The sequence below is a fragment of the Nocardioides sp. NPDC059952 genome (assembly GCF_042730435.1).
Lineage (GTDB): Bacteria > Actinomycetota > Actinomycetes > Propionibacteriales > Nocardioidaceae > Nocardioides.
Window position 1 is genome coordinate 191,076 of record NZ_JBHWLY010000001.1, and the last position, 14,416, is coordinate 205,491.

12 protein-coding genes are annotated in these 14,416 nt (G+C 71.6%); 10 read left to right on the plus strand and 2 right to left on the minus strand.

The window, feature by feature from the left end; all coding sequences use genetic code 11:
* The first annotated feature begins 25 nt into the window (after window positions 1-25).
* The 8 genes from ACFV9G_RS00870 (at window position 26) to ACFV9G_RS00905 (ending at window position 9,815) form a co-directional block, all read left to right on the plus strand.
* Window positions 26-991 carry an ABC transporter permease gene (locus ACFV9G_RS00870; protein ID WP_378723957.1) on the plus strand — a complete coding sequence of 322 codons (966 nt, stop codon included), beginning with the start codon at window positions 26-28 and terminating at the stop codon, window positions 989-991.
* A complete protein-coding gene (locus ACFV9G_RS00875) occupies window positions 991-2,844 on the plus strand; it encodes a dipeptide/oligopeptide/nickel ABC transporter permease/ATP-binding protein (RefSeq protein WP_378723960.1) in 1,854 nt (617 codons plus the stop codon). Before ACFV9G_RS00870 ends, ACFV9G_RS00875 begins: the two co-directional genes overlap by 1 nt.
* Window positions 2,845-2,920: 76 nt before the next feature.
* Window positions 2,921-3,673 carry an ABC transporter ATP-binding protein gene (locus ACFV9G_RS00880; RefSeq protein ID WP_378723963.1) on the plus strand — a complete coding sequence of 251 codons (753 nt, stop codon included), beginning with the start codon at window positions 2,921-2,923 and terminating at the stop codon, window positions 3,671-3,673.
* A complete protein-coding gene (locus ACFV9G_RS00885) occupies window positions 3,673-5,058 on the plus strand; it encodes a serine hydrolase domain-containing protein (protein WP_378723966.1) in 1,386 nt (461 codons plus the stop codon). Before ACFV9G_RS00880 ends, ACFV9G_RS00885 begins: the two co-directional genes overlap by 1 nt.
* The gene (locus tag ACFV9G_RS00890; RefSeq protein WP_378723968.1) at window positions 5,059-6,207 is read left to right on the plus strand and encodes a M20 family metallopeptidase; all 1,149 of its coding nucleotides are present in this window, start codon (window positions 5,059-5,061) and stop codon (window positions 6,205-6,207) included.
* The gene (locus tag ACFV9G_RS00895) at window positions 6,204-7,004 is read left to right on the plus strand and encodes a GNAT family N-acetyltransferase (protein ID WP_378723971.1); all 801 of its coding nucleotides are present in this window, start codon (window positions 6,204-6,206) and stop codon (window positions 7,002-7,004) included. Before ACFV9G_RS00890 ends, ACFV9G_RS00895 begins: the two co-directional genes overlap by 4 nt.
* A complete protein-coding gene (menC, locus tag ACFV9G_RS00900; protein ID WP_378723974.1) occupies window positions 7,001-8,158 on the plus strand; it encodes an o-succinylbenzoate synthase in 1,158 nt (385 codons plus the stop codon). The genes ACFV9G_RS00895 and menC overlap by 4 nt, the downstream gene beginning before the upstream one ends.
* Before the next feature lie 10 nt (window positions 8,159-8,168).
* The gene (locus tag ACFV9G_RS00905; protein ID WP_378723976.1) at window positions 8,169-9,815 is read left to right on the plus strand and encodes a PucR family transcriptional regulator; all 1,647 of its coding nucleotides are present in this window, start codon (window positions 8,169-8,171) and stop codon (window positions 9,813-9,815) included.
* A gap of 22 nt (window positions 9,816-9,837) precedes the next feature.
* On the opposite strand, the gene ACFV9G_RS00910 is transcribed toward ACFV9G_RS00905, so the two are convergent.
* Entirely contained in the window at window positions 9,838-10,704 is an 867-nt protein-coding gene (locus ACFV9G_RS00910) for a hypothetical protein (RefSeq protein WP_378723979.1), read from the minus strand.
* 91 nt (window positions 10,705-10,795) lie between these two features.
* On the opposite strand from ACFV9G_RS00910, the gene ACFV9G_RS00915 reads away from it, so the two are divergent.
* Entirely contained in the window at window positions 10,796-11,395 is a 600-nt protein-coding gene (locus tag ACFV9G_RS00915) for a DoxX family protein (RefSeq protein ID WP_378723982.1), read from the plus strand.
* A gap of 77 nt (window positions 11,396-11,472) precedes the next feature.
* Window positions 11,473-12,879 carry a hypothetical protein gene (locus ACFV9G_RS00920; protein WP_378723983.1) on the plus strand — a complete coding sequence of 469 codons (1,407 nt, stop codon included), beginning with the start codon at window positions 11,473-11,475 and terminating at the stop codon, window positions 12,877-12,879.
* Here the strand turns inward: ACFV9G_RS00920 and ACFV9G_RS00925 are convergent.
* Window positions 12,876-14,150 carry a DUF222 domain-containing protein gene (locus tag ACFV9G_RS00925; protein WP_378723984.1) on the minus strand — a complete coding sequence of 425 codons (1,275 nt, stop codon included), beginning with the start codon at window positions 14,148-14,150 and terminating at the stop codon, window positions 12,876-12,878. The genes ACFV9G_RS00920 and ACFV9G_RS00925 overlap by 4 nt on opposite strands.
* Window positions 14,151-14,416 lie beyond the last annotated feature (266 nt).

Here is a 14,416-nt window from a genome sequence, read left to right on the forward strand (position 1 = left end):
CCCGAGGACGGAGGTGCCGACGGGGGTGCCAGGCACCCTGGGCGGGCGGTGGACCCAGTTCGCCCTGCGCCGCGGTGGCCGGCTGCTGGTGTCGCTGTTCGTGCTGGTCACCGCCGCGTTCTTGATGATCCACCTAGTCCCCGGCGACCCGGTGCGGGCCGCGCTCGGGATGACCGCGCCGACGGAGCTCGTCGAGGCGCGGCGGCACGCGCTCGGCCTCGACGACCCGCTCCTGACCCAGTACCTGGACTATGTCGGCGGCCTGTTCCGCGGTGACCTCGGGGAGTCGATCCAGACCCAGCTGCCAGTCGGGGAGACCATCGGCCGGCGCCTGGGTGCCACCGTCTCGCTCGGTCTGATCGCCTTCGTCCTCGCTCTCCTGATCGCCGTACCGCTCGGGGTCTGCGTCGCGGTCGCGACGAGGCGCGGGCGCCGGCAGCGTACGTCTCTGGGGTTCGCCTCCGGCAGCGTGGTGATCGGCTCGATCCCCGACTTCCTGATCGGCGTGGTGCTGGTCGCGGTCTTCGCGGTCGGTCTCGGCTGGCTCCCGGTCGCGGGCCGCGAGGACGGGGCCGCGTCCTACGTCCTGCCCGTCCTCGCCCTGGCGATCGGCCCGGCCGCGATGCTCGCCCGGATCGTCCGCGTCGAGATGATCTCCGTGCTGGAGTCCGACTACATCCGCACCGCGCGGGCCAAGCGGCTCCCGGCACGCCGGATCCACCTGGTGCACGCCCTGCCGAACGCCGTCACCGCCACGCTGACCCTCGGCGGGATGCTGCTGGCCTCGATGGTCGCGGGCACGGTGCTGGTCGAGAACGTCTTCGCCTGGCCCGGGCTCGGCAGCACCATCGTTTCGTCGATCGTCACCAAGGACTATCCGGTGGTGCAGGGCACGGTGCTCGTCTACGGGGTGATCGTGCTGCTGGTCAACACGCTCGTCGACGTCGCGCTCGCCGTGCTCGACCCCCGCTCGACGGTGGGGGAGGCCTGATGAGGGCATTGCGTACGCCGGTGGGAGCGCTCGGCGCGGGCCTGCTCGCGACGGTGCTGCTGCTGGCCATCCTGGCTCCGGTCGCCTTCGGCGACGGGGCGGCCGCAGTCGACACCGACAACCTGCTCGCCGGCCCCTCGGCGGAGCACTGGTTCGGCACCGACAACGCCGGCCGCGACCTGTTCCTGCGGGTCCTGGTCGCCACCCGGCTCTCGATCACCCTGGCGCTGCTGGCGACCGCGATCGCGGTGCTCACCGGGCTGGTGCTCGGCTCGCTGCCGTGGCTGCTCGGCCCACGGCTCGGGCGACCGGTGACGGCGCTGGTCAACATCCTGGTCGCCTTCCCCGGACTGCTCCTGGTCCTCTCCCTGGCCACCGTGTTCGGAGTCGGTGCCCGCGGGGCCGTCCTGGCGATCGGGTTCGCCGGTGCGCCCACGTTCGCCCGCCTCTGCCAGACGCTGATCGCCGGGATCGCCGCCCGCGACTATGTCGCCGCGGCCGAGATCGCCGGCCTCGGCCGGACCCGGATCCTGGCGCGGCACGTGCTGCCCAACGTCGCGGAGCCGCTCATCGTCAACGCGACCATCGGCGCCGGGAGCGCGCTGCTCGCCTTCGCCGGCCTCTCCTTCCTCGGCCTCGGCGTCCAGGCGCCCGCCTACGACTGGGGGCGGCTGATGCAGGACGGTCTGGCCGGGATCTACCTCCACCCGCTCGCGGCGCTCGCGCCGGGGATCGCGGTCGTCATCGCCGGCCTGGCCTTCAACCTCACCGGCGAGGCGGTCGCCGGTGCCTTGGGGGTGACGCCCGTCGTCGGGCCACGGTCCTGGTCGGGGCCGGTCCGCTCGACTCCTGCGAAGGCGAGCACGCAGGGAGACGACCTGGTGCTCGACGTACGCGATCTCGCTGTCGCCTTCCCCGGCCCATCGGCCCCGGTCACCCCGGTCCGTGGCGTCTCCCTCTCGCTGCGTTCCGGTGAGGCCGTGGGGATCGTGGGGGAGTCGGGGTCGGGCAAGTCGCTCACCGCGCTCGCGATCGCCCAGCTCGTCGAGGAGCCCGGCCGGGTCACCGGCGAGGTCACCCTCTGCGGCACCGACCTGAACGACGGCGGCCACCACGAGGACCTGCTCGGCACCTCGCTCGCGGTCGTCTTCCAGGACCCGATGACCTCGCTCAACCCGGCCATGCGGGTCGGCCCGCAGCTCGCCGAGGTGAGCCGCTTCCACCAGAGCCTCGGTCGGCGTGAGGCACTCGCCCGCGCTGTCGACCGGCTGCGCGCGGTGCGCCTGCGTGACCCGGAGCGGGCGGCTCACGCCTACCCGTTCGAGCTCTCCGGCGGCATGCGTCAGCGCGCCATGATCGGGATGGGACTGATGGGCACCCCGCGGCTGATCATCGCCGACGAGCCCACCACCGCCCTGGACGTCACCGTCCAGAAGCAGGTCCTGGCGCTCCTGGAGGGGGTACGCCGCGAGCACGGCACCGCGATCCTGCTGATCTCCCACGACGTGTCCGTCATCGGCGAGATCTGCGACCGGGTGCTGGTGATGTATGCCGGGCGCATCGTCGAGGAGATCGCCGCGGGCGACCTCCACAGCGGTGCCCGGCACCCCTACACCCGGGCACTGGTCGCGGCGGTCCCGTCGATGAGCACACCGCGGGACGAGCCGCTGGCCACCATCCCCGGCCAGCCGGTCGACCCCGCCGCGCTTCCCCCGGGCTGTGCGTACGCCGCCAGGTGCCCGCTCGCGACCGACCAGTGCCTGAGCGAGGAGCCCGCGCTCCTCGACGGAGTCGCGTGCTGGCGTGCGGACGACCCGCTCCCGATGGAGCAGACGAAGCAGGTGAGCGTATGAGCGAGCGACAGCGAGCGACAGTGGGCCTCAGGCCGCCGCTTCCGTATTCTTCGCCCTTCGCTACGGAGGCGGCGGCATGAGCATGCGGTTCGAGCAGGTCAGCGTGCGGTTCGGGCGCACCCAGGTGCTCCACGAGGTGAGCCTGGAGGTGCCCGACGGCTCGATCGTGGGGCTGGTGGGGGAGTCCGGTTCGGGCAAGTCGACGCTCGCCCGGGCCGCCGTCGGGCTGGTGCCGGTCAGCGCCGGGCGCGTCCTGGTCGACGGCGTCCCGGCCGGCCGGCGCTCCAAGGCCGGATCCGGGGTCCAGATGGTCTTCCAGGATCCCTACTCCTCCCTCGACCCGCGGATGAGCATCGGCGAGAGCATCGCCGAGGCGATCCCCGGACGGCCCTCGAAGTCCGAACGGGCCGGCGAGGTCGCTCGCCTCCTCCGGCTGGTCCATCTCGACCCGGGCCGCGCCGGCCAGCGTCCGGGGAACCTCTCCGGCGGCCAGCGGCAACGGGTCGCCCTGGCCCGCGCGCTGGCGGGCAGACCTCAGGTGCTCATCGCCGACGAGATCACCTCGGCGCTCGACGTCTCCGTCCAGGGCGCCGTCCTCAACCTCGTCCGCGAGATGCAGCGCGAGCTCGGCCTCTCGATCCTGTTCATCTCCCACAACCTGGCCGTGGTGCGCTACGTGGCCGACACGGTCGCGGTGATGAGCCACGGACACATCGTCGAGTGCGGGCCGGCGGCCGACGTACTGGAGAACCCGAGTCATCGCTACACCCAAGAGCTTCTCGCCGCCGTCCCCGGCGGCACCTCGAACACTCTCACCAAGGAGACCTGATGACCATCGATTCCGCTCACTGGCAGACCCGGCTCACCGAGCTGACGAAGAAGCACGGCGTCCCCGGGGCCCAGCTCGGCATCCTCCGGGTCGGCCGCGACGGCGCTCAGGACGAGCAGGTAACGCTCACCACCGGAGTGCTCCACCTCGGCACCGGCCAGCCCGCCACGACCGACTCCGTCTGGCAGATCGGCTCGATCTCCAAGGTCTGGACCGCGACCGTGGTGATGCAGCTGGTCGATGAGGGCAAGCTCGCCCTCGACACCCCGGTCAAGGAGATCATCGGTGATCTCGATCTGCGTGACCCCGAGGTCACCGAGAAGGTCACGATCCACCACCTGCTCACCCACACCAGCGGCATCGACGGTGATGTCTTCACCGACACCGGACGCGGTGACGACGTACTGGAGAAGTACGTCGCCCGCCTCGGCGAGGCCGCCCAGAACCACCCGCTGGGCGCGACCTGGTCCTACTGCAACTCCGGCTACGTGCTGCTCGGGCGGGTCATCGAGGTCGTCACCGGCCAGACCTGGGACCAGGCGATGCGTGAGCGGCTCTTCACGCCGCTCGGCCTCACCCACACCGGCACCCTGCCCGAGGAGGCGATGCTCCATGCGCTCGCGATGGGCCACCTCGGCACCGGCGAGGACATCGCCCCGGCGCCGGTATGGGGGCTGCCCCGTTCGTGCGGCCCGGCCGGTCTGATCACCGCGACCGCTGCCGACGTGCTCGCCTTCGCCCGGATGCACCTGAGCGGTGGGGTGGCAAAAGACGGCACCCGGGTGCTCTCCGCCGAGTCGGTGGCGGCGATGGCCGACTTCCAGGTCGACTGTCCGGAGAAGGACCTGCTCGGCGACTCGTGGGGCCTCGGCTGGTTCCGCTGCGACTGGCACGGGGCGCGTGCGATCGGTCACGACGGCAACACCATCGGGCAGGCCGCGTTCCTGCGGCTGCTTCCCGAGGCCGGCATCGCGGTCTCGCTCAACACCAACGTCGCCAGCGCCATCGCGCTCTACCAGGACCTCTTCGAGGAGATCTTCGCCGAGCTCGCCGATGTCCGCCTCCCCGACCGCTTCGAGATCCCCGCCGACGCACCCGAGGTCGACATCACCCCGTTCCTCGGCGAGTACTCGCGCGAGTCGGTGCTGGAGGAGGTCCTGGTCCTCGACGGCAAGCCGGTGATGCGGACGACCGTCTCCGGACCCGTCGCGGAGCTCGAGGGTGCCTCCGAGCCCGAGGTGCATGAGCTGGTGCCGGTCGCGGAGGCGATCTTCGCGGTCAAGCCCGACAAGTCCGCGGCCTACTTCCCCGTACGTTTCTACACGTTGCCGACCGGCGAGCGATACCTCCACTTCGGCGCCCGCGCGACCCCGAAGAAGGCCTGAATGCGTCGACCTCAGATCGATCTCCACCGGCTCCTGGACGACATCCGGGAGCTGGTCGAGACCGAGTCGCCCTCCACCGACCTGGACGCCGTCGCCCGCTCGGCCGAGGTCGTGGCCCACCTCGGAGGCGCCCATCTCGGCGTCCCCCCGGAGCGCATCGTCGTCGACGGGGTCACCCATCTGCGCTGGCGCTTCGGGCCCGGCCCGCACGTCCTGCTGCTGGCCCACCACGACACGGTCTGGCCGCACGGCACGCTGGAGAGGATCCCGTACGCCGTCACCGACGGTGTCCTGCGCGGCCCCGGCTGCTTCGACATGCTCGCCGGCCTGGTCATGGCACTGCACGCGGTCGCCGCACTGCCGGCTCCCGACGGGGTCTGCCTCCTGGTCACCGGCGACGAGGAGCTCGGCTCGCCGTCCTCGCGCGCGCTGATCGAGGCCGAGGCCCGGGAGGCGTCCGCGGTGCTCGTGCTCGAGGCGTCGGTCGGCGACGGAGACCTCAAGACGGCCCGGAAAGGCACCTCGATGTACGAGGTAGAGGTCGTCGGACGTGCCGCCCATGCCGGCCTGGAGCCAGACAAGGGCGTCAACGCCACCATCGAGCTGGCCCACCAGGTGCCCGCGGTGGCCGCGCTCGCCGACCCGTCCGCGGGCACGACGGTGACCCCGACGTCCGCATCCGCAGGCACGACGCTCAACACGGTCCCGGGCGCGGCCCGGTTCACGGTCGACGTACGCGCCTGGAGCGCGGCCGAGCAGGAACGGGTCGACGCCGGGATGCGTGCTCTGGAGCCGGCGCTCGAAGGCGCGAAGCTGGTCGTGCACGGCGGGATCAACCGGCCGCCCCTGGAAGAGTCCATGTCGGCGCGGCTGTTCGATCGAGCTGTCGACGTCGCGACCCGGCTCGGGCTGCCGGTGCCGGGTCAGGCCGCAGTCGGCGGGGCCTCCGACGGCAACTTCGCCGCCGGCGTCGGCACCCCGACGCTCGACGGGCTCGGCGCCGTCGGCGGCGGGGCGCATGCCGAGGACGAGCACGTGCTGGTCGACCGGCTGGCCGACCGGACGATTCTGCTGCACGGTCTGCTGCAGGATCTGCTCGAGGAGCCGGTGGCCGGCCGTCCGACCGACGGATCGAGGGATCGGCCGTGACTCGGGCATGGGGGGCGTACGTCCGGGCCGCCGAGTCCGCCCGGGTCACCGTCCGCGAGCTCGACGGGATCGCGGAGCTGCAGCGGGCCGAGAAGGTGCTCGGCGGGATCTGGGGCGTTCCGGACAATCCGCCGCTCGGGTCCGAGCTGATGCGCGCGATGCGCAAGGCCGAGGGCTACGTGGCCGGTGCGTTCGACGATGCCGCCGGCGAGGAGATGGTCGGCGTCTGCGTCGGGTTCCACTCGGTGCCGGCGGCCCGCGCGATGCACAGCCACATCGCCGGCGTGGTCCCGGAGATGGCCGGTCGCCACGCGGGCTTCGCGCTCAAGCTTCACCAGCGGGCCTGGTGCCTGGAACGTGGGATCACGCTGATGGAGTGGACCTTCGACCCGCTCGTGGCCCGCAACGCCTACTTCAACCTGGCCAAGCTCGGCACCCGGGTCGCGGAGTATCTCCCCGACTTCTACGGCTCGATGGGCGACGGCATCAACGATGCCGAGGACGCCAGCGACCGGATCCTGGTGCACTGGGACCTGGACTCGCCGCAGGTCGCATCCGCGTGCGACGGCAGCCCGGTCGAGGTCGCCGAGGTCGCCGGCGGGCCGGGTGCGTCCTGGGTCGAGGTGCCCCGCGACATCGAGGCGCTGCGCGTCTCCGACCCCGGCGAGGCCCGGGCGTGGCGTACCAAGGTCCGCGACCAGCTGCTGAGCGGGTTGGAGTCGGGCACGGTCGCCGGCTTCGACCGCGACCACGGATATCTGCTGACAAGCACAGCCCCGAGGGAAGGAACCGAATGAAGCTGGAAGGGATGGAGCTGCGACGGGTGTCGATGCCACTGGTATCGCCCTTCCGGACCTCCTTCGGCACCCAGAGCGAGCGCGACATCCTGCTTCTGCGCGCGGTGACCTCGCAGAGCGAGGGGTGGGGCGAGTGCGTCGCGATGGCCGACCCGCTCTACTCCTCCGAGTACGTCGAGGCGACTGCGGACGTGCTCCGTCGGTTCCTGCTCCCCGCACTGGCCGCGGCCGGCGGTGAGCTGGAGAGGCACGGGGCGTACGCGGTGGGAAAGGTGCTGCACCCGTTCAAGGGACATCGGATGGCAAAGGCGGCGCTGGAGATGGCGCTGCTCGACGCCGAGCTGCGCGCGGCCGGGAGGTCCTGGGCCCGCGAGCTGGGCGCCGTGCACGACCGGGTGCCGAGCGGTGTCTCGGTCGGCATCTTCGACTCCGTACCCCACCTGCTGGACGTGGTCGGCGGCTACCTGGACGACGGCTACGTGCGGATCAAGCTCAAGATCGAGCCGGGCTGGGACATCGAGCCGGTGGCCGCGGTCCGGGAGCGGTTCGGCGACATCCCGCTGCAGGTCGACGCCAACACCGCCTACACGCTGCGCGACGCCCGCCACCTGGCGAAGCTGGATCCGTTCGACCTGCTCCTCATCGAGCAGCCGCTGGAGGAGGAGGACGTCCTCGGCCACGCGAAGCTGGCCCGCGAGATCCGCACCCCGGTGTGCCTCGACGAGTCGATCGTCTCCGCGCAGACGGCCGCCGCCGCGATCTCGCTCGGTGCCTGCTCGATCATCAACATCAAGCCCGGCCGCGTGGGCGGCTACCTGGAGGCCGTACGCATCCACGATCTCGCCGCCGCGCACGGACTCGCGGTCTGGTGCGGTGGCATGGTCGAGACCGGGCTGGGGCGCGCCGCCAACGCTGCCCTGGGCGCGCTGCCGGGGTTCACTCTGCCCGGGGACATCTCCGCCTCCGACCGGTTCTATCGCACCGACATCACCGAGCCGCTCACGATCGAGGACGGCCACATGAGCGTCCCGACCGGCCCGGGTCTGGGCGTCACCCCGATCCCGGAGATCCTGGAGTCGTTCACCACCTCGACCGAATGGATCTCGCTCGGGACGCGACGTAGATCGGTGGACGGTGTCGGGGGTCGGTTCTAGTATTCCGGGCGTGAGCCAGCGTCCGCGCGCGAGTCTGGGCCGCGTGCTCGATGATCTGGGCGACACGCTGCTCGAGCTGCTGGCCGGCGACCCCGCGCATGAGGGCGAGATCGGTGGTGTGGTGATCCACGACCCCGACGACGAGCCGGTCCATCCCGCGGGGGCGCTGGTCCTGGCCGTCGGGGTGTCGTCGGGCGAGCTCCCAGAGCTCATCTACGAGGTGGGGCGGCGCGGGGCGGTCGGGCTGGTCGTCCGCGCGCCCGTCGTGCTGACCGGGGCCCTGGCCGCGGCGGTCGAGGAGAGCCGGATCGCCCTGCTCGGGCTGCGCCGCGGCGCGACCTGGGCGCAGCTGACCGCGCTGCTGCGGTCGCTGCTGGCGGAGGGCGACATCGGCCCGACCGAGGCGGAGACGCTCGGTGGCCTGCCCTCGGGTGACCTGTTCGCGGTCGCCAACGCGATCGGCGCGCTGCTGGACGCGCCGGTGACGATCGAGGACCGCAGCTCGCGGGTGCTGGCCTTCTCCGGCCGTCAGGACGAGGCCGACGCCTCGCGGGTCGAGACGGTCATCGGCCGCCAGGTTCCCGAACGCTACGCCCGGATGCTCACCGACCTCGGCGTCTTCCGCGAGCTCTACCGCGAGCACCGGCCCGTCGTCGTCGACCCGGCCCGGCTCGACGAGGACAGGATCAGCAAGCAGCGTGTCGCGATCGCGGTCCGTGCCGGTGATGAGGTCCTCGGCTCGATCTGGGCGGCGATGGACGGTGAGGTCACGCCCGAGCGGAGCGCGGCGCTGCGCGACGCCGCCAGTCTGGTCGCGCTCCACATGCTGCGCGTGCGGGCCGGCGCCGATGTGCACCGGCGGTTGCGTACGGATCTGGTCAGCTCGGTCCTCGAGGGCGCGGCCGGTGCTCGAGACGCGCTGGGCCGGCTCGGCCTCGCGGGGCGCCCGGTGGTCGTGCTCGCCCTGGCCCTGCGGCACGATCCGTCAGCCGATCACGAGCACGAACCCGACCCGGGCGGCGCCGGCACGCTCGAGCGCGCCGCCGACGCGCTGGCGGTGCACCTCTCGGCCGCCGTGCCGGCCTCGGCGGTCGCGGTCGTCGGGGGCATCGTCCATGCCCTGGTCCCGCTCCCCGGCGACGGCTCCGAGCCCGAGGAACGGGCCGCTCGGCTGGCCGGGGAGTTCTGCGAGCGTCTCGGCACGCGGCTGCCGGTCGTCGTCGGCGTCGGCGGTGTCGGCTCGGACATCAGCGCCATCGTCGCCTCCCGCGCGGCCGCGACCCGGGCGATGCGGGTGCTCCGCGACGGCGCCCTGGGCGGCGAGACGCGCTCGGTGGCGAGGCTCGCCGACGTCTACACCCAGTCGTTGCTCCTCGAGCTCCGCGACCTCGCCGCCGCCCGGGACGAGCGTCCGGTCGGTCCGATCGCGCTGCTCCTCGCCTACGACGAGCGCAACGACTCCGGTCTTGCCGAGACCCTGCACGCGTGGTTGGACGCGAACGGCGACGTACGCGCCGCTGCCGCCGCCCTCTTCATCCACCCCAACACGCTGCGCTACCGGCTGCGCCGGCTCGAGCAGGTCAGCGGTCTGGACCTCGCCGACGCGGAGCAACGCTTCGGGGCGGCGCTCCAGCTGCGTCTCCTGGCGCTGCGCTGAGGCTCCGCACCGACGGTCCCGCTCAGACCACCATCGCGACCACGGCCGCCGCGGCGAGGGCCGTTGCGGCGATGCGTACCTTGCCGATCGGCTCGTGCAGCACCAACGCCGCCGAGAGCGCGACCCAGATCAGGCTCGAGCTGCGGACGGCAGCCACCAGCGAGACCGGAGCGTGCAGGGTGGCGTAGAGGCTGAGGACGTACGAGGTGGGGATCAGCACCGCGAGCACGGCCACGGTCCGGGCGTGGATCCTGGCCTGGCGCAGCCCCTCGGCGTACTTGCCACGCACGATCACGCTCCACAGCACCACCTGGATGACCGTGCCGACGGCGTAGTAGGCGATCGGGTCGAGGCCCCGCTCGACGACCACCCAGCCGTCGTAGGCCGTGTAGCCGGCGATCGATACGGCGATGCAGCCCGACCACAGCAGCGGCTTCGCCTGCAGCGAGCCCCGGGTGCGGACGGTCTCGAACAGCAGGGCCCCGACGGCCGCTGCCATCAGGAGTACGCCACCCCATTGCGCCCAGCTCAGCCACTGCCCGAGCACCACCATGCCGGTGATCGCCACCACGACGGGAGCCAGGCCGCGGGAGAGCGGGTAGATCTGGCTCACGTCGAAGTCCTGGTAGGCGACCTGGACCAGGCCCATGGTCAGCGCGTGCATCGCGGTGCTTCCGAGCGAGAGCAGGAGGAGCTCCCAGGACACCGCGATGCCGTGCCCGCGCACGATCATCACCACCCCGGTGACCGTGACGACCAGGCAGCTCTCCACGATCGCCACCGCCCACAGCGCCGGTCTCCCCGCGGGGGCGATGGTCTTCGACGCCGTGTTCCAGGCTGCGTGGGCGATCGCCGAGCCCAGGGCGAGAACGACTCCGAGCAGCAACATTCGGGTGAGCCTACGGCGTCGCTGCGCACCCGCTCATCGGGCTCCTCCTAGGCTGGGCCACTCCAACTCCACAACCCTGAGGACTTCTGTGATGGACCCCGTCGACCTGGCTCTGATGCTTCTTCGGCTCGCGGTGGGTGGCACGATGATCGCCCACGGCGTCAACCACTGGCGCGGAGGCGGCAAGATCGCCGGCACCGCGGGCTGGTTCGAGAGCCTCGGCCTGCGCCATGGCACCCTGCAGGCGTGGGCCAGCGTGGTGACCGAGATCGTGGCCGGCGTACTGCTGATCCTGGGCCTGATCACGCCGCTGGCAGCAGCCGCCGTCGTCGCGGTGATGCTCGTGGCCGCGCTGCTGGCGCACCGCCCCAACGGGTTCTTCGTCTTCAAGGACGGCTGGGAGTACGTCATGATCCTGGCCGTCGTCGCGGTCGTGCTCGGTGTCACCGGACCCGGGACGATCTCGCTCGACGCGTCCCTCGACATCGTCTACGACGGCTGGGTCGGCGGCGCGGTAGCGCTCGGCGGCGGGGTCGTCGGCACCGCGCTGCTCCTCGCCGCCTTCTGGCGTCCGCAGCGCGAGGACGGCCCCGCCGCGCCCGCCGACGACGCGCCGGCCGATGACGCCCCTGCTGATGACGCCCCTGCTGATGACGCCCCCGCCGAGGACGCCCCCGCCCACGACGCCTGACCCAGCGCGACCAAAGTCGCGTAAGGCCGCGACGGAAGGACGATGCCGCGCCGCCGGCTCGTTCCTAGCCTGGACTCATGCGTCGGCAACAGCTGGTCCCGGTAGGACTCTTGGTCGGCGCCGTCGGTCTGCTCGGACTGGGTGTCGTCGGCCCGCCGACGTCGGACGGCGGCATCCGGATCCCGCCAGGGGTGCCGATCCTGCTGGTCGCGGCAGGGGCGAGCTGGTGGTGGCGGGGCCGTCCCGGCACCATCCTCAGCCTGGTCGCGGTCGCCGTCGTGACGGTCGCGTCGCTCGGCGCCGGACTGGGGCCGGACCTGATCGGTGACCGCGGGCTGCCCGTCGCCGCGATGCGCTGGGTTCAGGTCGTCGGGCTGGTCGCCGCGACGTACGCCTTGGTGCGAAGGCTGGCGGCCGGGCCCGCACCGGGTGGGCCGGATGGGCCGGACGCGGCAGTGAACAACCGGCCAGGACCCGACCGGAGCCGTGTGCTCCAGGTCGTGGGTCTGCTGGTGCTCTGCGGGATCGGAGCCGAGCTGCTGGCGGCGTACGGGGACAGCACGGGAAACATCGGCGGGATCGCCTTCGCGCTGGTCTTCTTCGGAGCCCTCTACGGGGCGCCGGCGCTGGTCGCCCGGGAGCTGGTGCGCCGCCTCGGCTGGGGCTGGCCGAGCCTGCTGCTGATCTTCGCCGCTCTGGGGGTGGCGGAGGCGGGCCTCATCGACCAGTCGTTGTTCAGTGCCGACTACGGCGGCTACGAGGGATGGGAGGAGAACCGGGAACCGACCCTGATCCCGTCGTTGGGATTCAGCGGCTACAGCGCCTACTCCTTCATCATCGGGCACGTGATCTTCAGCTTCGCGGCGCCCGTCGCGCTGGCCGAGGCCTGGGTGCCGGCCCGCGCCCGAAAGCCGTGGCTGGGCCCGATCGGCACCGCCCTCGCTGCGGTCGCGTACGTCATCGCGGCGTTGTTCATCCTCGCCGACCCGGAGTCGCGCTCCGGGAGCCCGGCCCAGCTGCTCGCCACGGCCGGAGTGATCGTCGTCCTGCTTCTTGTCGCCTTCGTCCTAGGCCGGCGAGCGCAGACGGCCAGCCATCGGGACGGGGCAGGCGAGGTGCCGCTCTGGGCCCTCTTCGTCACCGCGCTGGTCTTCGCGCTCGTCCCGGATCTGACCCCCGCGACCTGGCTGGGCGTAGCCATCGCGGCCACGACCACAGTCGTGTTCTGCGTCCTGGTCCTGCTGGCCGCCCGGACGAGGGTTTGGACGGTTCGGCACGCGGCGACGATCGGCGCTGCGTACCTTGTCGTGCGGGGCTTGTTGGCGTTCACCTACTTCCCGCTCATCGGCGATGTCGCGGCAGGTCCGAAGTACGCCCATAACGTGGCCATGCTTCTCGTCGTCGCGCTCGCGGGATGGCTGGCGCTGCGGGGTCGTGCTGCCACGGCCCCGCCTGCCGAGCGCACCGCTCTGCCGGCTGGTTAGGGGCGGCGGGTGAACCGGATCGTGCCATCCGGTAGTCGCTCATGGACGTATGCCGGGGCGTGCGCCAGACGATGGTGATGAGGACAGAGCAGGGCGCCGTCCTTGAGGTTGGTCTTGCCGCCGGCGGCCCAGGGGTCGAGGTGGTGGGCGTCGCACCACTCCGGTGGCATGTCGCAGCCCTCGGCTTGGCAGCACTTCTGCTGGAGCCGGAGTGCTTTGCGTTGGATGGGTTGGAAGAACCTGCTGGCCCGGCCGGCGTCGAGGACCTCGCCGTCACCACCGAGCACCCAGGGGATGATGGTGGCGTTGCAGGCCAGCTTGCGGGCCTCGGCGGCGCTGATGGTGGCCCCGTTGGTCTCGTCATAGCCCAGGGTGGCGACCCCGAGGTCCTTGCGAAGCTCGTCGAGGGGGATCACCACGTTGATGGTGGTCGCGTCCCCGCCATGCCTGGGCAGGGCGGCGGGGTCGAGGGTCTCCAACAGGTGGGAGAAGCCCTGGCCCATGAGTCGTTCCCACGGCGGCAAGGCCGCGCCTTTGGTGACGAGTTGTTGTTTGCGGGGTTGGGCGTAGGCCTCGACGAGTCGTTTGAACCGCATCCCGATCGAGGTCGGCAGGACGCCGTCGAACCCGACGGTTCCGTCGTGGTTGTCCCAGATCCGCAGGGCGGTCTTCTGCTGGGCGCGTTCTTCCTCGGCGAGGAGGGCTTTGGCTTCGGCGTCTTCGAACCGGGCGGGGTCGACCTCGGCGAGGATCTTCCGGCCGACGATCCGGAGCTCGTTCGCGGTCAATTGGGTGGCGTAGTCGACCAGGAGCTTTTCGGCCAGGGCCAGGTCCTCGGCACTCGCGACCGGGTCGGCATGGACCTTGTCCAACGCCCGGGTGATGACACGGGCCTTGTCCAGAGACACCACGCCTTCGGCCAGACCGGCTGCGACGAGGTCGTACTTGGCCACCCCGGTCGCGAGCTTGATCTGGGAGCGGGCCACACCCTTGTCGAGGAGGAGCTCGGCCCGCATCCAGGCGGAGGCGTCCTTGTCGCCGGTCTCCTCCGCGATGTCGCCAGCGGCCGCGAGCACGCGGAGTTTCAGAGCGGCCTGCTGGGCCTGGAGCTTCTCCAACCGTTCCAGCAGGTCCTTCTTCTGGCCGGTGAGCCAATAGGCCGGGTCGCTCGCGAGGAGGTCGTGAAGGGCGGTCTCGATGGCCTCGAGGGCGGCGTCGATCGCGTCACCGGGGTTGGTGCCCCAGGGGTCGAGGTCGTGTCCGAGACTCATCGCTTACCCTCCCTCAGAGGTGTGTCGTGATGGGTCTGAATCTACGCCTTCGAGGGATACCTAACCACCCATAGATGCAGGTCAAACGCGGTTTTCGCGGTGAGCGAACGACATCGCTTCTGTGGATGGTAAGTGGCCCGTAGGGCCACCTCTCCACCCCCACAAGCCCCACCCTCCCCAGCGAGAATCCGCTGCGCCACACCCGGGCCGCCGCCCCGATAGCCAGCCAAATCTTTCTCGACGGGCACCGGTGTCAAGGACCGCGA

Excerpts from the sequence above, each read along its gene's own strand:
- ACFV9G_RS00925 (WP_378723984.1), bottom strand. The coding sequence starts at position 14,150 with ATGAGTCTCGGACACGACCTCGACCCCTGGGGCACCAACCCCGGTGAC.
- ACFV9G_RS00920 (WP_378723983.1), top strand. The coding sequence starts at position 11,473 with ATGCGTCGGCAACAGCTGGTCCCGGTAGGACTCTTGGTCGGCGCCGTC.
- ACFV9G_RS00910 (WP_378723979.1), bottom strand. The coding sequence starts at position 10,704 with ATGTTGCTGCTCGGAGTCGTTCTCGCCCTGGGCTCGGCGATCGCCCAC.
- ACFV9G_RS00875 (WP_378723960.1), top strand. The coding sequence starts at position 991 with ATGAGGGCATTGCGTACGCCGGTGGGAGCGCTCGGCGCGGGCCTGCTC.
- ACFV9G_RS00890 (WP_378723968.1), top strand. The coding sequence starts at position 5,059 with ATGCGTCGACCTCAGATCGATCTCCACCGGCTCCTGGACGACATCCGG.
- menC (WP_378723974.1), top strand. The coding sequence starts at position 7,001 with ATGAAGCTGGAAGGGATGGAGCTGCGACGGGTGTCGATGCCACTGGTA.
- ACFV9G_RS00915 (WP_378723982.1), top strand. The coding sequence starts at position 10,796 with ATGGACCCCGTCGACCTGGCTCTGATGCTTCTTCGGCTCGCGGTGGGT.
- ACFV9G_RS00885 (WP_378723966.1), top strand. The coding sequence starts at position 3,673 with ATGACCATCGATTCCGCTCACTGGCAGACCCGGCTCACCGAGCTGACG.
- ACFV9G_RS00880 (WP_378723963.1), top strand. The coding sequence starts at position 2,921 with ATGAGCATGCGGTTCGAGCAGGTCAGCGTGCGGTTCGGGCGCACCCAG.